At 39.6% G+C, this 20,566-nt stretch carries 26 protein-coding genes; 8 read left to right on the forward strand and 18 right to left on the reverse strand.

What is annotated here, in order from left to right:
* Window positions 1–160: 160 nt before the first annotated feature.
* The 3 genes from argF to E4N66_RS03435 all read left to right on the forward strand — a co-directional run bounded on the left by argF (window position 161) and on the right by E4N66_RS03435 (window position 3,694).
* Window positions 161–1,153, forward strand: a complete 993-nt coding sequence (gene argF, locus E4N66_RS03425) for an ornithine carbamoyltransferase (RefSeq protein ID WP_253672860.1) — start codon at window positions 161–163, stop codon at window positions 1,151–1,153.
* 19 nt (window positions 1,154–1,172) lie between these two features.
* A complete protein-coding gene (gene arcC / locus E4N66_RS03430) occupies window positions 1,173–2,117 on the forward strand; it encodes a carbamate kinase (RefSeq protein ID WP_044015386.1) in 945 nt (314 codons plus the stop codon).
* A gap of 155 nt (window positions 2,118–2,272) precedes the next feature.
* Window positions 2,273–3,694, forward strand: coding sequence for a YfcC family protein (locus E4N66_RS03435; protein ID WP_044015388.1), 1,422 nt, complete (start codon window positions 2,273–2,275; stop codon window positions 3,692–3,694).
* 137 nt (window positions 3,695–3,831) lie between these two features.
* On the opposite strand, the gene E4N66_RS03440 is transcribed toward E4N66_RS03435, so the two are convergent.
* A complete protein-coding gene (locus tag E4N66_RS03440; protein ID WP_253728964.1) occupies window positions 3,832–4,470 on the reverse strand; it encodes a hypothetical protein in 639 nt (212 codons plus the stop codon).
* Window positions 4,471–4,549: 79 nt separating this feature from the next.
* Window positions 4,550–5,980 carry a UDP-N-acetylmuramoyl-L-alanine--D-glutamate ligase gene (murD, locus tag E4N66_RS03445; protein ID WP_253728965.1) on the reverse strand — a complete coding sequence of 477 codons (1,431 nt, stop codon included), beginning with the start codon at window positions 5,978–5,980 and terminating at the stop codon, window positions 4,550–4,552.
* A 167-nt stretch (window positions 5,981–6,147) separates the two neighbouring features.
* Between murD and E4N66_RS03450 the strand changes: the two genes are divergently transcribed.
* The 3 genes from E4N66_RS03450 (at window position 6,148) to E4N66_RS03460 (ending at window position 9,027) form a co-directional block, all read left to right on the forward strand.
* Window positions 6,148–6,678, forward strand: a complete 531-nt coding sequence (locus E4N66_RS03450) for an adenine phosphoribosyltransferase (RefSeq protein ID WP_044015395.1) — start codon at window positions 6,148–6,150, stop codon at window positions 6,676–6,678.
* A gap of 15 nt (window positions 6,679–6,693) precedes the next feature.
* Window positions 6,694–8,115, forward strand: coding sequence for an asparagine--tRNA ligase (asnS, locus tag E4N66_RS03455; protein WP_253728966.1), 1,422 nt, complete (start codon window positions 6,694–6,696; stop codon window positions 8,113–8,115).
* Between the two features lie 123 nt (window positions 8,116–8,238).
* Complete coding sequence (locus tag E4N66_RS03460; RefSeq protein WP_253728967.1) at window positions 8,239–9,027, forward strand: DNA repair protein RecO; 789 nt, start codon at window positions 8,239–8,241, stop codon at window positions 9,025–9,027.
* Between the two features lie 70 nt (window positions 9,028–9,097).
* On the opposite strand, the gene E4N66_RS03465 is transcribed toward E4N66_RS03460, so the two are convergent.
* Window positions 9,098–9,301, reverse strand: a complete 204-nt coding sequence (locus E4N66_RS03465) for a nuclear transport factor 2-like protein (RefSeq protein ID WP_253728968.1) — start codon at window positions 9,299–9,301, stop codon at window positions 9,098–9,100.
* Between the two features lie 26 nt (window positions 9,302–9,327).
* Between E4N66_RS03465 and E4N66_RS03470 the strand changes: the two genes are divergently transcribed.
* Window positions 9,328–9,546 (forward strand): winged helix-turn-helix transcriptional regulator, encoded by a 219-nt coding sequence (locus E4N66_RS03470; RefSeq protein ID WP_253728969.1) that lies wholly within the window; start codon window positions 9,328–9,330, stop codon window positions 9,544–9,546.
* 15 nt (window positions 9,547–9,561) lie between these two features.
* Here the strand turns inward: E4N66_RS03470 and E4N66_RS03475 are convergent, their stop codons facing one another.
* From E4N66_RS03475 to E4N66_RS03545, 15 genes are all read right to left on the reverse strand, one after another.
* A complete protein-coding gene (locus E4N66_RS03475) occupies window positions 9,562–10,278 on the reverse strand; it encodes a DUF7683 domain-containing protein (RefSeq protein WP_253728970.1) in 717 nt (238 codons plus the stop codon).
* Window positions 10,279–10,379: 101 nt separating this feature from the next.
* Entirely contained in the window at window positions 10,380–11,390 is a 1,011-nt protein-coding gene (locus E4N66_RS03480; RefSeq protein ID WP_253728971.1) for an SH3 domain-containing protein, read from the reverse strand.
* A 102-nt stretch (window positions 11,391–11,492) separates the two neighbouring features.
* Entirely contained in the window at window positions 11,493–11,789 is a 297-nt protein-coding gene (locus E4N66_RS03485; RefSeq protein WP_253728972.1) for a Txe/YoeB family addiction module toxin, read from the reverse strand.
* A complete protein-coding gene (locus tag E4N66_RS03490; RefSeq protein ID WP_253728973.1) occupies window positions 11,790–12,041 on the reverse strand; it encodes a type II toxin-antitoxin system Phd/YefM family antitoxin in 252 nt (83 codons plus the stop codon).
* 89 nt (window positions 12,042–12,130) lie between these two features.
* Window positions 12,131–12,496 (reverse strand): hypothetical protein, encoded by a 366-nt coding sequence (locus tag E4N66_RS03495; protein ID WP_162662613.1) that lies wholly within the window; start codon window positions 12,494–12,496, stop codon window positions 12,131–12,133.
* A gap of 107 nt (window positions 12,497–12,603) precedes the next feature.
* Complete coding sequence (locus tag E4N66_RS03500; protein ID WP_253728974.1) at window positions 12,604–13,059, reverse strand: hypothetical protein; 456 nt, start codon at window positions 13,057–13,059, stop codon at window positions 12,604–12,606.
* Window positions 13,060–13,156: 97 nt separating this feature from the next.
* Window positions 13,157–13,987, reverse strand: a complete 831-nt coding sequence (locus E4N66_RS03505; protein ID WP_253728975.1) for a hypothetical protein — start codon at window positions 13,985–13,987, stop codon at window positions 13,157–13,159.
* Between the two features lie 73 nt (window positions 13,988–14,060).
* Complete coding sequence (locus tag E4N66_RS03510; protein ID WP_253728976.1) at window positions 14,061–14,936, reverse strand: hypothetical protein; 876 nt, start codon at window positions 14,934–14,936, stop codon at window positions 14,061–14,063.
* 85 nt (window positions 14,937–15,021) lie between these two features.
* Window positions 15,022–15,411 carry a type II toxin-antitoxin system HicB family antitoxin gene (locus tag E4N66_RS03515; protein WP_253728977.1) on the reverse strand — a complete coding sequence of 130 codons (390 nt, stop codon included), beginning with the start codon at window positions 15,409–15,411 and terminating at the stop codon, window positions 15,022–15,024.
* Between the two features lies 1 nt (window position 15,412).
* Entirely contained in the window at window positions 15,413–15,781 is a 369-nt protein-coding gene (locus E4N66_RS03520; protein WP_253728978.1) for a type II toxin-antitoxin system HicA family toxin, read from the reverse strand.
* A 129-nt stretch (window positions 15,782–15,910) separates the two neighbouring features.
* Window positions 15,911–16,744 carry an IS3 family transposase gene (locus tag E4N66_RS03525; protein ID WP_253728979.1) on the reverse strand — a complete coding sequence of 278 codons (834 nt, stop codon included), beginning with the start codon at window positions 16,742–16,744 and terminating at the stop codon, window positions 15,911–15,913.
* 62 nt (window positions 16,745–16,806) lie between these two features.
* Window positions 16,807–17,079 carry a transposase gene (locus E4N66_RS03530; protein ID WP_044013562.1) on the reverse strand — a complete coding sequence of 91 codons (273 nt, stop codon included), beginning with the start codon at window positions 17,077–17,079 and terminating at the stop codon, window positions 16,807–16,809.
* Between the two features lie 131 nt (window positions 17,080–17,210).
* Window positions 17,211–17,549 carry a type II toxin-antitoxin system PemK/MazF family toxin gene (locus tag E4N66_RS03535; RefSeq protein ID WP_253728980.1) on the reverse strand — a complete coding sequence of 113 codons (339 nt, stop codon included), beginning with the start codon at window positions 17,547–17,549 and terminating at the stop codon, window positions 17,211–17,213.
* Entirely contained in the window at window positions 17,543–17,776 is a 234-nt protein-coding gene (locus tag E4N66_RS03540; RefSeq protein WP_253728981.1) for an AbrB/MazE/SpoVT family DNA-binding domain-containing protein, read from the reverse strand. The genes E4N66_RS03535 and E4N66_RS03540 overlap by 7 nt, the downstream gene beginning before the upstream one ends.
* Window positions 17,777–18,169: 393 nt before the next feature.
* On the reverse strand, window positions 18,170–19,057 hold the full coding sequence (locus tag E4N66_RS03545) for a hypothetical protein (protein ID WP_253728982.1): 888 nt from the start codon (window positions 19,055–19,057) through the stop codon (window positions 18,170–18,172).
* Window positions 19,058–19,440: 383 nt separating this feature from the next.
* Between E4N66_RS03545 and E4N66_RS03550 the strand changes: the two genes are divergently transcribed.
* On the forward strand, window positions 19,441–20,445 hold the full coding sequence (locus E4N66_RS03550) for an IS110 family RNA-guided transposase (RefSeq protein WP_253728983.1): 1,005 nt from the start codon (window positions 19,441–19,443) through the stop codon (window positions 20,443–20,445).
* Window positions 20,446–20,566: the final 121 nt, after the last annotated feature.

Genomic DNA, 20,566 nt, shown 5'->3' on the forward strand with positions numbered 1-20,566 from the left:
AAAGGCTGTGGTACAATTTTTACATGGGAAGCGTCTGCATACAGATAAGTATTGAAGGCGTTTCCCATATTATTTCATTACTGGGACTGTCAAAAAACTGAATTTTTTGAACGGTTTCCTTAATTTTTTAAACGCTATTAAATAATAGCAAGGAGTTTTTATGGGTGTGAATCTTTTAGGACGCAGCTTCTTAAAGTTGTTGGATTTCAGCTCAGCAGAAATCAGGTATTTGTTGGATCTTTCAAAAGAATTAAAAAAATTGAAGATGACACATACCCCGCACGATCACTTAAAAGGAAAAAACATCGTATTATTGTTTGAAAAAACTTCAACACGCACACGTTGTTCTTTTGAAGTTGCCGCTATGGATTTAGGTATGGGTTCAACCTTCCTTGATCCTGCAAGCTCTCAGATGGGGCATAAGGAAAGCATCGAAGACACCGCACGGGTTTTAGGCCGTATGTACGACGGTATCGAATACCGCGGATTCAGCCAAGAAATTGTTGAAAAATTGGCAAAATATGCGGGTGTTCCGGTTTGGAACGGCTTAACCAACGAATTCCATCCCACTCAGATGCTTGCAGACGTACTCACCGTTGAAGAGCACTTCGGTCATTTGAAGGGTATCAAGCTGACGTTTGTCGGCGATGCACGCAACAACGTTGCCAATTCACTGATGGTTGTATGCGCAAAGATGGGTATGCACTTTACCGCATGCGGCCCCAAGGATTTGTTCCCTGCCGCCGACTTGGTAAAAACAGCTCAAGAGATTGCAAAAGAGACCGGCGCTACCATCACCCTTACCGATGATGTAGAAAAAGGCTGTAAAAACGCAGACGTATTGTACACCGACATTTGGGTATCGATGGGTGAACCCGACAGCGTATGGGAATCCCGCATTAAGCTGTTGAGCAAGTATCAGGTGAACAAGAAGATGATGGCTCTTGCCAACCACAATGCTATCTTCCTCCACTGCTTACCCTCATTCCACGACTTGAATACGAAAGTCGGACGCGAAGTAAACGAGAAATTCGGTATTCCTGAAATGGAAGTAAGCAACGAAGTCTTTGAATCTGCACAGTCAAAAGTGTTCGATCAGGCTGAAAACCGCATGCATACTATTAAAGCGGTTATGTATGCAACCTTAAAATAAAGCGAGCGTTACTACGAATATGAAGAAAGAAAGAATTGTTGTAGCGCTTGGCGGAAATGCACTTGGGAATAATCCGCAGGAGCAGCTCGCTTTAGTAAAAGAAACGGCAAAATCGATTGTTGCATTGGCAGAAAGCGGCTATGAAATCGTTATCGGACACGGTAATGGGCCGCAGGTCGGTATGATTAATTTGGCAATGGACTATGCTGCAAATGGAAGTGCGGGAACTCCTGCAATGCCGTTTGCTGAATGCGGCGCCATGAGCCAAGGATATATCGGCTATCATTTGCAGCAGGCAATCGGCGACGAACTGAAACGACGGAATGTTAAACGCGAAGTCGTATGCGTTATCACGCAGGTTTTGGTATCGGAAAACGATCCCGCGTTCACAAACCCCAGTAAGCCTATCGGTATGTTCTATACAAAAGAACAGGCTGATAAAATTAAGGCTGAAAAACCGGATCAGACATTCGTTGAGGATGCAGGCAGAGGCTACCGCCGTGTTGTTCCGTCACCGCAGCCGGTCGCAATTGTCGAACGCCCCGTTATCGAAGAGTTGGTTGCCGCAGGGCATATCGTTATTACTGTCGGAGGCGGCGGTATTCCGGTTCTGCAAAAAGCAGACGGCTTACACGGCGTTGATGCAGTTATCGACAAGGATAAATCCTGTGCAAAACTCGCAGCGGATGTTAAGGCTGATAAACTGGTTATCTTAACGGCGGTTGATCAGGTTTGTATCAATTTTAACAAACCCAATCAGCAGGCTTTAAGCAAACTGAACATTGCCGAGGCAGAAAAATACATTGCCGAAGGGCATTTTGCAAAAGGCAGTATGCTCCCCAAGGTGGAAGCATGTTTACAGTTTGTCCGCAATCACAAAGAAGGACAGGCTGTTATTACCTCATTGGCTAATGCAGGCAATGCGCTGAAAGGCGGTAACAGTACGGTTATTACCGCTAACTAATTTACGGTGCTGCGGATAAATACACGTTATTTACCGCAGCACTGCCGGTATTCCGGTTAGTATGACGTTGTCTTCTAACCGGAGCTTGCATCATATATTGTATGAAAACTGTATAATCATGCAAACCGGCTTTTAAATAAATTGGAGGAAAAAAAATGGGAAAAGATAAAAAAAAGAGGTCATCTCTCTCCGCATTCTCGATTTTGTATATCATTTTGTTTGTATTGGCGATAATCACATGGATTATCCCCGATGTTAAAAGTGCAACACTCGGAACCATCGTTATGGCATCCTACAATGGATTTTCCAATGCGCTTGACGTTTGTTTCTTCGTATTGGTACTCGGCGGTTTCTTGGGTATTGTAACAAAAACCGGTGCTCTTAACGCAGGTATTACTCACCTTGTAAAAAAATTAAAGGGCAATGAGCTTATCCTTATTCCGATTCTGATGACACTGTTCTCAATCGGCGGTACAACGTATGGTATGGCTGAAGAGACGGTTGCTTTCTACGGACTGTTGGCAGCAACGATGGTTGCAGCCGGTTTTGATTCGGTTGTCGGTGCCGCTACGGTATTGCTCGGTGCGGGTGTCGGCGTTCTCGGTTCAACGGTAAACCCCTTTGCAACCGGTATCGCTATTGACAGTATCAACAAAAGTTTTGAAGAACTCGGTATTCAGAGCAGCGTAAATAACGGTATTGTTATTGCATTGGGTATTGTTCTCTGGCTTTCATCTCTCATCATTGCATGTGCATTTGTAATGTCCTATGCAAAGAAAGTAAAGAGAGATAAGGGTTCCACCATCCTTTCCTTGCAAGAACAAGAAATCATGAATGCGGAATTCACAAAGAAAGATACGGACGTTGCAGTTGAATATACCGGAAAAATGAAGCTTACAATGGGCATCTTCGCATTCGGTTTCTTCGTGATGATTATTTCCGTCATTCCGTGGGATAAATTCAATGTTACCATATTCCAGGGCTGGTCGTCATTCTTAACCGGTGCTGCAATCGGTGAATGGTGGTTCGGTGAATTGGGTATGTGGTTCTTCATCATCGGTTTGATCATTGCATTTATCAATAGGTTTACCGAAAATGAAATCGTTTCCGCATTTATGGAAGGTGCGAAGGATATCATGAGCGTTGTTCTCGTTATCGCTGTTGCACGCGGTGCTTCCGTATTAATGGGTGAAACCGGTTTGGATAAGTACGTTCTTGAACATGCTTCAAAAGCATTGGAAGGTTTGCCGGCATTTGCATTTGCACCGCTTTCATACATCTTGTATGCCTTGCTGTCATTCGTTATCCCGTCAACCTCAGGTTTGGCAACCGTATCAATGCCGATTATGGGACCGCTTGCACAGAACTTAGGCTACAACCCCGCTGTTATGGTTATGATTTTCTCTGCAGCATCCGGTATCCTGAACCTCTTTACCCCCACGAGCGGTGTTGTTATGGGCGGTCTCGCGAGCGCACGTATCGAATACAGCACATGGCTCAAGTTTGTCGGTAAAGTGCTTGCCGTACTGTTTATTGTCAACCTCGTCGTTCTGACTGTGGGAATGATGGTTCTTTAAAAATAAGCTTTGGGCGTAAAAGTCTGAGACAGTAGGCACCTAAAAATTTAGATTTTTCCGTGCCTATCATATTTAATAACAAAAACGGCCTATTAACCCGTTCGGATTAATAGGCCGTTTTGTATTTATACCTGCCGTTATTGATAAATCTCGATGGTAGCTTTATCCGTCAAAAGAAGTATAATCGGTATATCGATCATATATTCATCGTATAAATCCAGATAACCTACTTCGGTTGATTTTTTTGCCGTTTTCAGAAGAACTCTTTTGATGGACGGCATACATGTCTTGCTTATCAATAATCGGTATTTACTGCTTGCTAAAAATAATTGCAGCATTTCGTTGTCGGTTTTTGAATAATCATCATCTTGCAGCGAACCGACATAAATCGTCATTTTCTTTTTCCCATATTTTGGGATAAGGTCAATATCCTCTGCATTGATTGCTTTGAGTATGTCTTTATCTTTGTAGTTGATATTCATGTCGATTAGGTATCCGGCATTGACTTGATCGTTTATTTTTGTCATTTTTGCACCGAATTGTTCGTATTCTTCCATGTCCGATGTGTTGAACTCAGCAAAAAGCTCATCGTAATTGATGGATGGATTCCCCTGCATCGATGCCAACATCTCAATAACTGCCTTTGTGACAGTGATGCTGATGGTGTTCTGCTCCGTCCCGTCGCTTTTACGGGTAATATGCTGCACGATATCGATACAGCCTGTCAAGCTGAGACAACATAACCCGATACAAATTAATAGTGTTATTTTTTTCATAGAGAACTCCTTCTCGTAATTCTATAAGGAGCTGGAGGGTATGTCAATCAAAAAAATAGGGTGGAGCAGTGCATCCGCATTAGACGTTGGGCCAGCATTGTCGCACTGCTTCTTTAAAGCGGAGACCGCGGTCGAACTCGTTTTTGAACATACCGAAGCTCGTAGCGCCTGGGGAAAATACAACGATTTCTTTTGCTGCAGCATTGTTATTTTGCAGTGCCGGTTCGCATTCTCTGCGGACTGCTTCGAGCAGTGTAGAAAGATCTTGAAAGGGACCGAAGTACGGGGTGTGTTGCGCTTGTAGTAGCGGTATTAATTTATCGGTACCTGTGCCGGCAAGTAAAAACAATGCTTTTGCCTTTTTAAGTTCCGGTGCAAGTGCGGTAAAGTCAAGTTTTTTGTCGGTACCCCCGGTGATGAGAATAACCGGCTTTTCAAAGGCATTCACCGCTGCCGCCGCCGCTTCGGGAATCGTTGCTGCAGAATCATTATAGAATTTGAAGTGTTCCGTTTCGTAAAAAAATTCAAGCCGGTGGGGAATACCACCGTAGCTTTTCATAACGGATGGAATCTGTTGCAGATCGGCGCCGTATAACGCAAGGGCAAGCGAAGCTGCCATGACATTTTGCTTGAGTGCTGCGCCGGGCACTGTAATTCGGGAGGGCAGCAGCAGGCGGTCATCGCCCGGTGTCAGCCGTATGCGAGCTGAACCGTCGGAAGCTATCCATGCACCGGTGAGGTTCGGCGGCAACGGATGTGTACTGTACCAAAAAACCTGTCCGGCTGTTTCCTGCGCAAAAACCTTTCCCCAGCCGTCATCGTAGTTGCAGATTGTGTAATCGGTCTTATCTTGGTTGTGGTAGATAATTTTTTTGTCGGCTACATAGCGTTCCATCGAACCGTACCAGTTTTGATGATCGGGCATAATATGAGTGATAAGTGCTATTTTCGGTTTTAGCTGCGGACGGTGCGCAAGGTCGCCGAGCTGCCAGCTGGAAAGCTCCAACACAACCGGCGTGTCGGCGTGTGTTTCTGTTAAGAAGGTGAGTGGGCTTACCGTGATGTTACCGCCGAGGAATGCCCGTATGCCGCATTGCTGCAGTCCGTAGTACAGCGCGCTGACGGTTGACGATTTTCCTTTACTGCCGGTTACGGCAAGCACCGGCGCATCACTCAGCCGTAAAAAAATCGAGATATCCGTTTCGATGCAGTGTGCTGCAGCAAGGTAGGGATTCCCCTCCAATTTTACACCGGGATTTTTAATCACCATGTCAGCCGTACGGAAATCTTCAATATTGTGGCCGCCGAGAGCAAAACGCACATTAGGATATTGCTGCAATTCTACAACGGAGGGCGCAAGCTCCTCTTCGGTTTTCATGTCGGTTACGATCACCTCTTTTGCACCGTGTTCTGCAAAAAAACGCGCGGAAGCGAGTCCTCCACCGTTTAATCCAAGTCCCATAATCGTTACCGAAAGCCCTGCAATATCGTTCAAATTCCGCATCATCATTCGGCAATAATATCAAAAAAAAAGTATTTAGAAAAGAATGCGTATTTTTGATTAGCATCTGCCAAATTTATCTTTTGGAAAAAATGTGTTTTTAAATTGTCCTCAGCTGCAATTGCCGTGCTTCTCCTTGCCTTGACTATTATACCCTGTAAAGTTAAAATGTTAATATGAGAGATACATTGATAGATAGTGCCGTTCGCAAGATTCCTGATTTTCCTAAGAAGGGAATTTTGTTTTATGATATTACGGGGCTTCTGATAAATCCTGAAGCGTTTCACTATTGTTTGGATAAGCTTACGGGCTTTTATAAGGATGAAAAAATCGATGCGGTTGCAGCGATCGAATCGCGCGGTTTTATTTTTGCGGCTCCCTTTGCGGATAGACTCGGTATCCCGTTGATTCTTATCAGAAAGAAGGGAAAGTTGCCGGGCGATACCTATTCCTGCTCATACGACCTCGAATACGGGCAAGCAACGATCGAAGTGCACACCTCCGATATACAAAAGGGGCAGCGGATATTGCTGCTCGATGATCTGATTGCAACCGGCGGCACGCTGAATGCGGCGCGGAAAATGTTGAATCAGGGCGGCGCCGAGGTGGTCGGTTTTTGCGGCGTTATCGGATTGCCGTTTTTGCACTATGACAAGATTATCGGTGATTTACCGATTAAAACACTGATCGAATACGACAGCGAATAGGGATGAGATTTTAAAATGATTACATTAATTAAAGATATACTGACGCAGAAACCGGACGGGCAGGAGGTTGCCGTCTACGGATGGGTGCGTACCAAACGTGAGACAAAGAACCTCATTTTTATTCAGGTAAACGACGGTTCATGCTTTGCGTCGATTCAGCTCACCTTTGACCGCGATAAGGGGATCGATGCGCAAACCGAAAAAGAATTAAGCAGGATTACGACCGGCGCTTCCATTAAAGCGATCGGAGCATTGATCGAATCTCCCGCATCGGGACAGGCAGTAGAGGTCGCCGCAAAAACGATTTTTGTGTACGGCGAGGCTTCCGGAGAAACCTATCCGTTGCAAAAAAAACGGCATACGTTTGAGTTTTTACGCGACATAGCTCACTTACGCGCCCGTACCAATACGTTCGGAGCGGTTGCCCGTGTACGGAATCAAATGGCTTTTGCCGTGCATAACTTCTTTCAAGAACATGGGTTCCAGTATGTGCATACGCCGCTGATTACCGCCTCCGATTGCGAAGGCGCCGGCGAGATGTTTCAGGTAACCACGCTCAATATGCAGGAGATTGTCCGCAAAGCCTTAAAGGATAAAGTTGATCCCGCAACCTTCGCGGTTGATTACAAACAGGACTTCTTTGAACGCGAGGCATATCTAACCGTTTCCGGTCAGCTGGAAATAGAGACGTATGCAACCGCTCTTTCACGGGTATATACCTTTGGCCCGACTTTCCGTGCGGAAAACTCAAATACGACGCGGCACCTCTCCGAATTTTGGATGATAGAACCGGAGATGTCGTTTTTCCGGCTTGAGGACAACATGGATTTAGCGGAGAAATTTGTTGTCTACCTCCTTAAATGGGCATTAACCCATTGCAGAGCCGACCTTGAGTTTTTTAACGCGCAGATTAAACCGGGGCTTATCGAAACCCTGGAACACGTGGTGGAGTCCAAGTTTACCCGTATCACCTATACCGATGCGGTGAAGGAACTTGAAAAACACGCTTCCGAGTTTGAGTTTAAACCGTTCTGGGGTTGTGATCTTCAAAGCGAGCACGAAAAATATTTGACTGAGCAGGTTTTTAAAGGCCCCGTTATCGTAACGGATTATCCCAAGGAAATAAAAGCCTTCTATATGAAACAAAATGATGACGGTAAAACGGTACGGGCGATGGATGTGCTGGTGCCGGGACTGGGTGAGATTATCGGCGGTTCCGAACGGGAAGACAACCTTGCCGCGCTGGAAACCCGTATGACCGATCTCGGGCTTGATATAAAAAACTATTGGTGGTATTTGGATTTGCGCCGCTACGGAACCGTACCGCACTCGGGATTCGGGCTCGGATTTGACCGGCTGCTCCTCTATGTGACCGGTATGGCGAATATCCGCGATGTTATTCCGTATCCGCGGACTCCGAAATCTGCGGAATTTTAACCCCGGTAGTGTGGTGTACCGCAACGCTGCGTACTTATACGGGATGTACCGGTATGCAGCGTACCGGTACATGATGCGTTTGTATGTACCGTACTTACACGTTCCGACCGTAAAACCGGTAGTATGAGTAATCGTTCTTGGAATACCGAGGCGCTTGTGCTGTCGGTTTCTTCTTTTAGCAGCGACCACCGGAACGTGTCGCTCCTTGTGCCGCAGGAGCACGGGTGTACCATTGTACCGGCAACCCTGTTCGGCGGCGCGCGGAGTAAACTGAGGGGGATGGTTTCTACCTATCAGAGCGGGCAGGTCTGGCTTTATTCAAACCCGATAAAAAATTCAAACAAAATTACCGATTTTTCAGTGAGCGCCTACCGGATGGAGCTGCGCGAAAGTTTAGCCCGCAGCTGGTGCGCTGCCGTGTGCAGCGAAATCACGATAAAGACCTGCGGTACGGTGAATTGGCAGCTGGTAAACGCTTTTTTGGATGGGCTGTGCGTTTCCGACGATGAAGGATGCGAGCGCGGGCTCCTGCGCTTTTTATGGCGGCTGTTGCAGACCGCAGGCGTTGCCCCCGATATATTCCACTGCGGCACGTGCGGTATCGAGATTGCAGCCGACGCTGAAATTGCGGCAAACGCCGCGTCCTGCCCGGCGGAAACGTGTTGCGCCGTGTATAGCCCCGCAGAGGATGAATGCTTTTGTAGTGCCTGCCGCCGGTTCGATGCGCATACGTTTCCGCTTTCTGCAGAGGCTTTCAGGTATCTGTATGCCGTAACGGAAAAAGCTCCCGGCTATTCACGGCACTTGCCGCTCAGCCCTGCCGCTTATGGGGAGCTCAAGCGGTTCCTCTTCTTCTTAACCGAAAAGATGGCAGGAGCACCGCTCAAAACCTTTCAGATGGGGTATGTGTAATCATAAATCATAAACACTTGATTTGCCGGTGCGCTATGATGAATGATCTATAACACAGAAAAATGTTATCTTAGCCCCAAAATTTGTCTTCTGCCGATTGTTGTTCGGCAAAAGTCCATACTTCTTGTATCTTGCCATTTTCTATTTTGAATAGATCAATTCCCGGATTATTTAGCTTATCACCCCCTTTCTCCGCTACGGAAACAACACTTGCAGCAACAAAGCACTCGTTACTTGCAGCCCAATTGGTAATATCATCTGAGTACGGGTACAAAAAGGTTTAATCAGCTCGAAAGATTAATGCCTACAACAACTCGAACTGTTTTAACAAGACAACTCCGCCAGCTTGAAAAAGATAAACTAATCGACCGCAAAGTCTTTGCCGAAGTCCCGCCTCATGTTGAATACTCTTTGAGTAAATTGGGAACTCAGTTTCAAAAAGTATTAGACGAGATTGAGATCTTTGGTTTGAATTATATCGCCGAATTAAATAAAATGCAAAAAGGAAAAAGCGAGTAGATTATGTGTGTTTTACTATATTATACTAATATATGATAAAAAATAATTAAATTTATCAAACTCAAAAGTTGTCCTTGTTTTAAATTTATTCATATTTTCTTTGGTTATTTCATATTCATAAATTAAATCAGGATCATCTTTTATTACATCTGAAAAAATAAATTCTAATTTAAAAAAATCAATTTCAATATCTTCTGTACATATCAGATTTCCAGTTGTTTTATCAAAACAATGTATTTCTCTCTTATATCTATTAATCCTAATATTTTCATAATTAAGAGTTACCATTGGATAATACAAACCTTTTCTAACCTTGTTTCCAAATAAAATCAAAGTTACATATTTTTTCCCATTATCTTCGTAAAATTCTTCGTACCCATACTCTCGAGATTTGTATTTTTTATTTAATCTGGAAATATGACCGGTTTCCTTTACAGTGTTCCAAGATAAAATCTTAGCTTTTTCAAAAATAATATCAAAATAAACTAACTTCTTTTCTTCTGAATCATAAGTCTTAACTTTTATTACAACGTTTCCATTAGTTTGTTTCAGATAGATTTTTGCATCATGCAAATATTTATATACTTTTATGAAATCAGATTTCTCAAAATTTTTTATTATACTCTTATTATATTCACGTAATGCTTTTCGATACTCATCATCATTGTAATCAGATAAATAAATATATTTTAAGAATTTTGATTTTTTTATATTTCCATAAGTTAATAACATTTTTTCTCAATACTTTGCATTGTGCACATAACATTATTTTAAACCGCATTGCGTCTAGACCGCAATATCGGTTTTTGAAATGGTGTTATGTGGTTTTTCAATTACATTGAATCAGCTTTTTTCTGATGTTCTTCCATAATCGGATCCCAATAATCACGATATTCCTGTTCGTATTGTGTGTTTTTTGCAGAAATCCCATATGTAATCAGTTTTGAAATTAGACGGTATCTTAATTCAAAAAGACTTTGTGTTTCTTTCCAATAGCTAAAAAAAGATGTGCTGACTCCTTTAATTATGTTTACCGGTAAATTATCATCCGAATATGCAATTTTATATATTAAAGGCATTTTAACTACATCTGAATAATGCCAATGATGTCTATGTACAAAAGGCTTGTTTAAATATCGTTTACCGTTAATATAACACTGAGCCTCATCAATAGGCTCAATTTTCAAAATTTCTATTTTATCGATTGATTTCGGAATATACCAATGAATTTCTACCTGATGATTATTCAACACTTTCCATGTGCTTTGGTTGTCGTCATCGTCATAGTTTCGGAAAAACCAAGCTTTATCGGAATCAACAACTTCTTTGTCCTTTAAATCCGGATTTCGTGATCTTGAATAGGTGTAGGTATACTTTGTATAAAAATTAAAGTGATTATCTTCTCTATAACCTTCACCGGAATATGTGTTCTTATCTGGAAGAGACCAGTTTCCGCATTTTAAATATTCTTTTAATTGATTTGCCGTTTTCGGTTTAATAAATTCAGGTTGAAAATGCGATAAGTAACCGCCGAACACCCAACCGTATTCAGCTTTATCGTCTTTCCATTCATAAGGCGGAATTAAAATTTTAACCCATGGGGCTGTAATTTCGTCGATTGTTTCTTCTTTCCCAATAGCAATAATTTTTACAGGTAATCTGTGCGGTAATCCGCAAAGACGATTTGATTTTAAAGACGGATAGCCTCTCACTTTTAATCCTTCTTTGGAATTAACATACATTGTATCAATCACTTTGCCATTTTTATAAAAATTATTTTTGTCCGCAAAAACCGATGTAATTATTAAAATCGCTACTAATAAAGTTGAAAAAAATTGTTTCATATTTTTTTCTCTAAAATTACGCCGTGTAATGTACACATAACATTGTTTTAAACCGCAAACGGGCACAGTCCCGTTTGTCGGCTTTGAAAACAGTGTTATGTGTTATTTCAAATTCTCATAGTGTGACCACATTCTAATAATTTTTACTGTGTCCTCATATTCAATATTATCTTCTACCATTTTTCCAACATAAACTTGATAGACAAATCTATGCTGAATATTTAATCTTCTGGAAAAAAGACCTGACAGATTTCCTACCAAAGCTTCATATGGTGGTGGATTTTGAAAAGGATATTTCCTAACAATTTCTATCAGTTCTTTGGCCTTACCATCCAGTTTTGCTGATTTCAAATTCTGTATATCCTTTATAGCTTGTTTTTCATATACAATTTTATACATTTACCACTCTATATCTTTTTCTGAAACACATTCGCTTAATGGAGTTTCAATTCCACTTTTAAGAGAATCATACATTCCTGGAATCGAGTTTAAATATAAAGTCTCCTGAATCGCATTCCAATCATCTTCGCCAATTAATACAGCATTCTTTCCTTTACTATTTGTAAGAGTAATTGGTTCTGAATTGAAATTTACATTTGCAATAAGCTGAAAAAGCTTTGCCCTTGCTTGAGTTACGTTCATCGCATGCATATAACACCTCTATCATTAGTATAATGTACACTATTACGTACGTCAATATACTTTTTGTCTATTCTTTAATGTTAAAAACCGAAGTTTCATTAAAATTCAAAGGAATATATCTTTGATGAAATATAATTTCCACTATCATCGAATTTAATTGATAAATAGGTAAAAGGCATTCCAAGGGTAAAAATAGATCCTTGCTTTAAGAAATATGACAATTCATTATCTTGAGTGTATTCCATTTCAACGGCTGTAGTTCCAAGTAACTCTAAAACTTTTTCCTTATTTAGCCTTTTCTTTTCTAATATTTGAATTAAATCATCAGACATTTCAAATCTATGACTTACTTTATCCCATTTATTTTTATCAAATTTAGTTTTTTTATTTGATATATAAAAGATACACAATGAGGCAATAAAAAATACAATTACTGATAAAACAATTTTATTCTTTTTTTCCATAATTCAATAGATAATCAAACGCCGCCACTGGCATTATACACATAACATCCGCTTAACCCGCGGCAAGCTCGACTTGCCGTCCGCTTTGAAGCTTTGTTATGTGATTATTATAATTTCTTATATAATAAAAGAATTTTAGAATCGATATTATCTATTTCTTTTATTAATTCTTTTTCTTCTTCTGAGACTTCTTTTGGTCCCTCGTCTGAAGAAGTTAAAGGGTTGGAATTAACACGAATTTCTTTTAATTTACTTTTTAAGAGGTTCCGGCTATTTTCTAACAAAGAAATTTTTTCAAGAATTTTATTTATTTCTTGATTTTGATTATTTATAATATGTTCTTTTAATTTGTTGTTTTCTTCAATAATTTGATTATAATCTTTTAATAAAACATAATTATTATTTATTTTATTCGTAAAATCTTCCACTGTGATGTAGGTGCCTTTTGTTATTAATTCTTGATTTGAATGTGCATGTATTACTGATGGAGTTTTAAAACCTACCCCATAACTTATAATTGCAATACCACAACAGAACCTATAGTTAACATTTTTTTCCTCCAAAAGCGCCCCTGAGGGGCTTCAACCTAACATTCTTTTAGATCGCAATGTAAGTGAAGACTTGCATTGCCGGCTTTAAAAACTGTGTTAGGCAAGATGTTTATCGACTTGTTCCAAATAATCTTTGAATTACTGGACTTAAAGCGGTACTAAAAATAAAAATTATAATTGTCCATATTAATAGTAAGAATGGAGACTCTTTTACAAGCATAATTACCCCTGGAATGGTCACATCATAAATTTCTCTTACCTTGGAATTATGCTTAAGTTTTCCACATTGATAAGTAGTTAAAAGTCTATCAATAATCTCTACTTTTCTCATAGTAGACATATGAAGTTTTAGATAGTCTTTTTCTTCAAAGGCAGCTGCTTCATCAGCACCTGGAAGTGCATCTCGAACCGATATTTTATTGCGATTTGCTAGGTTCAAAAGTTGCCCGCATGGTTTATGAGCTTCGAAAGAGTATGTAAATAATTTTCCAAATACTTGTAAAAGATCTATTTTGTTGCTATCAGGAATACTTATTTCTTGACCACCTAGAATCCTATATCTGTTTGAAATAGCCTGGAAGCCATAGCTTGCACTGCGCATATTCCAATGAATCCATAAATAGCTCATATGACTCGACACATATCGAGAAAATTCATCGAGCATATATTTTTCCACTTCATTCAAATCAGTATTAGATAAATTCGATATATCTTTTTTAAGTATTTGTGCAGATAAATGAAGTGAAAAAATAATTGATTCGTTGTTTTCTTTGTTTAATATTCCTATACCCGTAACACGTGGTGTATAACCAGCTTTTCTATAAAATGATTCGCAAGAATAATGAACTACTAATGCCTTTCCATTTATATTTTCAAGTTTTTTCAAAATAAGTCTTGCTTCTCGTCTCTGATTTATTCTATATGAGTTTAGTATTTTCATTTTTTCTCCTGAGCCGAAGGCTTCAACCTAACATTCGCTTAACCTGCAGTGCCGCAAAGGCATGAAGCGGGTGTTAGGTTTCTTCTTTATTTCTTAATTGATCAATTGGTAAATAATGTATATTTAAATGACTATCTGCTAAATTTACATCATAAATAGGTTTTTTAACATCATCTTCATTTATAATTAGTTCATTATACTGATTCATAAGCCATCGGTATTTAAGAAATACTTCTGGTTTTGAAAAAGACATATCTAGTCCATCAATCAATCGCTTTCTAATTACATCAAGATCGTATTTTAGCTTATTTTGTTCATTTACTTCAGACTGCATTACTTGGAAAAATTGCATTTGATGAAATCCAGCACATCCATCTTTAAAGCGATTAATGTATTGATGGTATGGATATCTGTCGCTTTTTCTTTTTAAAGGATAATTCAATTTTCCGATTAATTTATCCGATAGGATGATCCTTGGATTTTTTGCATAATTTGATTCCAATAAGTATGCTTCGATTATTGCAGGTCCCATGATGATTCCATCATTAGTATGTATTAAATTTCCAACAGTCATTGCTCCTCGAATTAATATTCCAGCTTGGAGGAGCTTTGCTCCAATTTTTGATAGATTTCCAATAAGTGTTGATGCTTTTTCATTAATTAATTCATTTTCACATTGAACAGACACAACTATTGAATCAGAAAAACAGGTACATGCTGTTATTCCAGAAATATCGAATTTTTCTAAACCTTTTCTTTGTGCATCTTCTTCAACAGCAATAACCTTAATATCCCATTTATTTTGCCCTTGTGTATCCCATGCTTTGATATATTTTAGTATTTCTAGTAATTCATTAACTTGATCAGGATTATTTTCAGATTTCTTTATCAAATCCTTAAAACCAAGGATGTCAATGAATGCAACTAGTCTATTCTCATAACTTTCCATTATTTTCTCCATGCCCGCAGGGTCAATCTAACATTGTTTTAAACCGCAACGCAGCTTGTCTGCGTTGTCGACTTTGAAAACGGTGTTATACGAATACAGTTTGTTCTTGCGATAATATATGCTCTTTTTCTGAATTCTTTGCAAGAAGATATACGCAATATTGGTTCATACTTACTCCTTCCTTTTTAGAATCTTCGGCAAGAGTCTTGTGCAAAGATTTTGGAATGCGTAGTTTGAATTGACCGGAATAATAATCGGCACTTTTTGGTTCTGCAATTTCAATATTTTCTTCAATGGCAGCCAAAAGCCACTCTTTTTTTGCATCTTCTGCATTATTAACTGCATCAGAAATTGTTGAACCGCAAGTTATACAACCCGGAAGGTCTGGATATGAGGCTACAAAACCTGATTCTTCTGAATCCGGAATAATTTCCAGTTTATATGGCATTTTCATATATTCATCAATTGTTTTCATATCAGTCCTCCTTTCCCTTGAGCGCCTCTTCTGATTCTACAACCTCTTTTACCATTCTTACATAAATAATTTTTATCGGTTCATGTTTTGGGATGGTAATCGGATTACAACCATCTTTTCGAAAAGTATAATGATTGCTTCCTCTTTTTGGCTGTGTCATTCTATAGCCGTAACTTTGTAGCACTTTCTTGAGTTCTGTAAAACGCATATCTTTATCAAGAGATAGTATTTTAGCCAGAAGTTTTTCCCATTGAGCCATAATCTCATTATAAGTGGTGTTGTATATGGTGTCAAGAAGGTGTGTTTTTAGAATGATTAAAATACAATATATTCTCCAAAGCGTAAAATTTAATTCCATTTTTTTAAGCAAATTTAGTTTGCTGGAAAAATATTTTTACTGAATCAAAACTTCTTTTATATAGCCTAGAAATAAATACATCTATTTTTTTATCTTTGGAATAGTCAATATTAGTGCAGTGCCTAAATACCCCAAATGTATTTAAGCAGCACTTTTTTTAGCTGCTGTTTTTCTGTATACCAGTGGAGGTAAGCCATCGGGATTTACCGTCGTTACACGCTTGGTGTTGTAATAAGCAAACGTGTATCTCCAGACGATTGTCTTGACTTCCTCCACGGTCAGTTTTGTCGTATCAAGCTGATATATCTTTTCCTTTTTCAGCGTCGCAAACCAGCTTTCCATCCGGGCATTATCCCAGCATTTTCCAACTCCGCTCATACTCTGGACAGCATGCAGTTGTCCGAGCATCTTTTTGTACTCGCCGCTTGTATACTGGCTTCCGCAATCGCTGTGAATTATTGCTCCGCTTTTTATATCAAAATTCTTGTATGCCTCCGTTATCGTTTTTATGCATAGTTCCTTTTTCATGTTCGTGTCCATTGCAAGAGAAACGATCTCTCCATTGTAACAGTCCAAAAGCGGTGACACATACAGTTTTCCGTCTTTGCACGGTATCTGCGTTATATCCGTTAGCAGTTTTCTCAAAGGTTCTTGTGCACTAAAGTCTTGTTTGATGATATTCTGCGGTCTCAGAGCCTTTTTGTCGACTTTTGTAAGACCGTCAGGGCTTCTTCTGTCTTCATGCAGCAGATTTCCTCGTGCCATCACTCGTCTTACCGTCGACAATGAACGCTTAATGCCCCGTTGTTCAAGTGCTATCTGCATACGCCTGTCCCCATAGTTCTTGTTTTCTTCATCCTCTTCAAGAATCTCATGCATTTGAGCGAGCAGTTTCTGCCATGCTTTCACCTTTTTCCTGTTTCGCTTCCATTTATAAAAACCGCTTTCACTGACCGGAAGAGTCGCGCACAGCATCCGTGCTGAAAACAGCTTCTCAGCAGTACGGTGGTGGATGTAAGCGAAAAGACCATCCTTTTCTATTTCTTCCGGTCTTGAACGAAAAAACCGAGTGCATCCTTGAGTATCTCATTCGCATTTTTAAGCTCGGCTATTTCTTTTTTGAGCCTGCTGTTCTCTTTGTGAATGTCAGCTTCTGTATTTTTTCCTTCTTTGTTTTTCTTTACCCGCTGCTTTCTCCATCCTGCCAATGTTCCATAGTTCACGTTAAGCTGTTCACACGCTTTCTTCACTCCGATATAGTCCGACAGCTTCAATGCCTCGATTTTAAAGTTCTCATCGTACCGTTTCATTGCCTCTCCTCCTCTCTTTTTCGGCAATTTTGGCACTGTACTTTTATTGTATCACTCCACTTTTAACATTTCCATTACTTTATATGAATCAGAAACTCCTTCATCTGTCAAAGGTCTAGTTTGCTCATTGATTACTCAATCAACAACTTTATATTATCTACAACAGCATTTATCTCTTCTTCTGTTATTTTTTCTATAAAATCACAACTTCTTTTTTTATAATCAAGGTTCTTTACTTGGTCACTAAGAATACAGCCATTTATCGAATGATTATCCAATACAATTTCAAAAGGATAACCTTTTATATGGCTTGTAATAGGACAAAATAAAGCAAGTCCGACTTTTTGATTGTATCTTTTTTGAAAAATGCAAATTGCAGGACGACGACCTTTCTGCTCATGTCTTGCTTGCGGATTAAAATCAAGCCAAACTAAATCGCCTCTATCGGGAACATAATTTGAATTCACCATTCTTCGTTACCTACTGGATAACCTGTCGAGATTTCCGAATGAACATTTTCAGAAGTAACCATTGCCAGCATATCATCAAGAGTTTTTTTCTGAGGAAGAATTACTATTTTTCCTTTTTCTACGATTACTTCTATTTTGCTTCCATTCTTTACATTATTATCTTTTGCCCAAAGGGAAGGTATTCTAAATCCGAGACTATTACCCCATTTCTGAACTACAACCTGCATAATAAATCTCCATTATTTTTTAGTATATACATTGTATAGTCTTTTTGTTAAGGATTTTTTCAAAAAAACGGGCTTGCTCCACTGCCTAAACCAAAGGGATATGCTCCATTTATCACTGTAACCTTTGCTTTAGCCATTAGGAATTCTGTACTTTGGCAACTACATAAGATAAATAGACTTATTAACTGGGAATATATTTCTTCATTTTTACCTCAAGCTGCCCGAAGGGCAGTCCAACCTAACGGGGCGCGTAGCGTTCGTTCAACTGCCGCTTAAGCTGCATTGCCGTGCCCGTATAGGGCTTGGAGTGGAAAGCATAAAAAAAGCGAAGTCGCAAGCGACCATCCAAGCAACTTTCGTGAAAAAAATGTCAGGTAGAAGCAGGTGTTATGCTTATTTTGATTTACATTTACACGCAAAACAAACTGGATAATAATTTCCACAATCTGAACATTCAATTATTTCTAACGCAATTCCACAACAAGCACATCGCCCAGCAGCAGCATTAGTTGTTGTGCAATTTAATTTATCGAATATCATATTATCCGTATTGCATTCAGGACATTGAATGCAGTCTGCTACATAATCATCAAATTGATAACCACATAATAAGCATTTATAAGTATCAAATTCATATATACACGTGTTATTTCCACATTCTAAACAATAATGAACTTCGTCACTTTTTTGTTGGGCAAATTTCTCTACTTCGTTAATAATCTTTGTTTTTGATAAAAGTCTGTCATATAAATCAGGAGTTAAAATTTTATCCTTTAATATATTAATGAGTGGTTCCTCATAATCATTTGAAATTCTTTCTTTGTATTCAAAATTCGAAAAAATACTAACAATTAATTTTATAGTCTTTAAGATCAAATCTGTATTCTCTCGAACTATTCCTATATGTATTATTTGATTCCGTTCATATTCAAATTCTCGAATTAATTTCAATTCATCTTTTGTAAATGCGTCTGAACATTTTTCAAGAAGTAAACTATATTGTTTTGTGTGTAATTCTCCATTTTTTAATAAATTTAAAAGAAATTTTTCAGTAGGTAAACATTTCTTAAAGTATTTTTCTTCAAGTATTTTTTCAACGTGATTTTCTTCCAAAACATAAAGTTTAATCAACAATTCCAGTGATGTTTGAATGTTTAGTATTATTTGTAAATAATCTTCAATACTTATTCGTTCCAACGTCAAATGTTCGATAGCATGACGAAAACATGCTATAAATGTTGTCCGAATTCTCACTTTTAACTCATCTTCTAATTTTTTCATGTATTCTCCTAAACCGCGTCTATAGCGTGTCGTCCTAACATCCGCTTAACCTGCATTTGTGGCTTTGCCGACGCATAGCAGCGGAAAAGTTGGCGTAAAACTTGCGGTGCCGTATAGGCACTTTAAGCAAGATGATATGTTTTTAATTGCCGGGAAATGTGGTACCCTTATCCGACGGGATAAGGGGGCAGGCAGCAGGTTGACGCAAAACGCCAGGAAATCTTGAATAAAGATGAACCTCGTCGACGAGATTAACCTAAACCTGCTGCCGTAAATCAAAATGCGGCCGCACCTCGTAGGTGCGTACCGCGAATAGGAGTTACGGTGAACTGCAAACCGGTAAAAGCTCCCTGTTCCCTATTTTATAGCACAAGGGGTGTCATATGCAAGGGAATGGTCGATGGATCGGATTGGATCTGAGCAAAAGAACGTATGAAATGTGTTACTTTGATCAGAAAGGAAAAGTCGGAAGATCAGGAGGAGAAACAACCAAAGGCGGAAGGGCAAAACTATACGCGAAACTGAAGGCAGAAGATATTGTGGCGATGGAAGCGAATAGTCTCGCTTTTGTAATGGAAAAAGAGATGAGAGCAATCGGCTGCACAGTAGTCATCTTAAATGCTTCACAGTTATCGGTTATCTATGCCAGCACGAAGAAGACGGATAAAGAAGATGCATTAAAGCTTGCACGGCTGGTTAAGATATATGAAAAGGAAGATTTACCGACCGTTGATGTGCCGACAGAGAAGGAATACTATCGCCGCAAACTGACAAAAGAGTGCAAGACATTAAAAGACGACCGGACACAAGAGATCAACCGGCTGCATGCGTTATTCTTACAGTGCGGAATAACCACAATGAAGAGGAGTAATTTGCAAACCGATGCAAATCGGCAAAAGGTACTTTCGCAGCTATTTGGGTATGAAGTAAGACAGGCAAAACGGGTGTGTGAAAGGCTTACTCTATTGGAGGCACAAATAAAAGAGTTGGAGCAGACAATAACAAAGGAATGTAAGGCGGATAAAGATATCGAACGGCTGCAAACGATACCGGGGGTCGGAGATAAGACAGCGCTTGCTTTTACGGCTTATGTCGGAGATGGAAAGCGCTTTAACAATGGAGATGAAGTAGCAAATTATCTGGGCTTAGTGCCGCGGGTAGATTGTTCGGGATCAATTAACCGGTATGGGCATATAACGAAGAAGGGAAATAGAATTGTACGGGCGTTATTATATCAGGCGGCATGGTCGATAGTACGGAGCAAACATGGGGGAGCGTTAAAGGCAAAATACTTTTATATGACTGAGCATGGGAAAGGAAAGAAGATATCGATAACGGCGATAGCACGAAAAAAGAGCAAAATTGTTGTATTTAGTAATGAAGAATAAACAGATGGTATATCAAGAACTGCCTTTCCCCGACTTACAAGCAGGATAAACCAGGCGTGTGAAACAAGGGATTACAGGGACGGGAGCGGCCAAGCAGAGAAAAACCTAAAAAGTTTCGCTT

The sequence above is a fragment of the Treponema sp. OMZ 857 genome (genome assembly GCF_024181085.1).
Classification (GTDB): domain Bacteria; phylum Spirochaetota; class Spirochaetia; order Treponematales; family Treponemataceae; genus Treponema.

Excerpts from the sequence above, each read along its gene's own strand:
- argF (WP_253672860.1), top strand. The coding sequence starts at position 161 with ATGGGTGTGAATCTTTTAGGACGCAGCTTCTTAAAGTTGTTGGATTTC.
- arcC (WP_044015386.1), top strand. The coding sequence starts at position 1,173 with ATGAAGAAAGAAAGAATTGTTGTAGCGCTTGGCGGAAATGCACTTGGG.
- E4N66_RS03435 (WP_044015388.1), top strand. The coding sequence starts at position 2,273 with ATGGGAAAAGATAAAAAAAAGAGGTCATCTCTCTCCGCATTCTCGATT.
- E4N66_RS03440 (WP_253728964.1), bottom strand. The coding sequence starts at position 4,470 with ATGAAAAAAATAACACTATTAATTTGTATCGGGTTATGTTGTCTCAGC.
- murD (WP_253728965.1), bottom strand. The coding sequence starts at position 5,980 with ATGATGATGCGGAATTTGAACGATATTGCAGGGCTTTCGGTAACGATT.
- E4N66_RS03450 (WP_044015395.1), top strand. The coding sequence starts at position 6,148 with ATGAGAGATACATTGATAGATAGTGCCGTTCGCAAGATTCCTGATTTT.
- asnS (WP_253728966.1), top strand. The coding sequence starts at position 6,694 with ATGATTACATTAATTAAAGATATACTGACGCAGAAACCGGACGGGCAG.
- E4N66_RS03460 (WP_253728967.1), top strand. The coding sequence starts at position 8,239 with ATGAGTAATCGTTCTTGGAATACCGAGGCGCTTGTGCTGTCGGTTTCT.
- E4N66_RS03470 (WP_253728969.1), top strand. The coding sequence starts at position 9,328 with ATGCCTACAACAACTCGAACTGTTTTAACAAGACAACTCCGCCAGCTT.
- E4N66_RS03475 (WP_253728970.1), bottom strand. The coding sequence starts at position 10,278 with ATGTTATTAACTTATGGAAATATAAAAAAATCAAAATTCTTAAAATAT.
- E4N66_RS03480 (WP_253728971.1), bottom strand. The coding sequence starts at position 11,390 with ATGAAACAATTTTTTTCAACTTTATTAGTAGCGATTTTAATAATTACA.
- E4N66_RS03485 (WP_253728972.1), bottom strand. The coding sequence starts at position 11,789 with ATGTATAAAATTGTATATGAAAAACAAGCTATAAAGGATATACAGAAT.
- E4N66_RS03490 (WP_253728973.1), bottom strand. The coding sequence starts at position 12,041 with ATGCATGCGATGAACGTAACTCAAGCAAGGGCAAAGCTTTTTCAGCTT.
- E4N66_RS03495 (WP_162662613.1), bottom strand. The coding sequence starts at position 12,496 with ATGGAAAAAAAGAATAAAATTGTTTTATCAGTAATTGTATTTTTTATT.
- E4N66_RS03505 (WP_253728975.1), bottom strand. The coding sequence starts at position 13,987 with ATGAAAATACTAAACTCATATAGAATAAATCAGAGACGAGAAGCAAGA.
- E4N66_RS03510 (WP_253728976.1), bottom strand. The coding sequence starts at position 14,936 with ATGGAAAGTTATGAGAATAGACTAGTTGCATTCATTGACATCCTTGGT.
- E4N66_RS03515 (WP_253728977.1), bottom strand. The coding sequence starts at position 15,411 with ATGAAAACAATTGATGAATATATGAAAATGCCATATAAACTGGAAATT.
- E4N66_RS03525 (WP_253728979.1), bottom strand. The coding sequence starts at position 16,744 with ATGCTGTGCGCGACTCTTCCGGTCAGTGAAAGCGGTTTTTATAAATGG.
- E4N66_RS03530 (WP_044013562.1), bottom strand. The coding sequence starts at position 17,079 with ATGAAACGGTACGATGAGAACTTTAAAATCGAGGCATTGAAGCTGTCG.
- E4N66_RS03535 (WP_253728980.1), bottom strand. The coding sequence starts at position 17,549 with ATGGTGAATTCAAATTATGTTCCCGATAGAGGCGATTTAGTTTGGCTT.
- E4N66_RS03540 (WP_253728981.1), bottom strand. The coding sequence starts at position 17,776 with ATGCAGGTTGTAGTTCAGAAATGGGGTAATAGTCTCGGATTTAGAATA.
- E4N66_RS03545 (WP_253728982.1), bottom strand. The coding sequence starts at position 19,057 with ATGAAAAAATTAGAAGATGAGTTAAAAGTGAGAATTCGGACAACATTT.
- E4N66_RS03550 (WP_253728983.1), top strand. The coding sequence starts at position 19,441 with ATGCAAGGGAATGGTCGATGGATCGGATTGGATCTGAGCAAAAGAACG.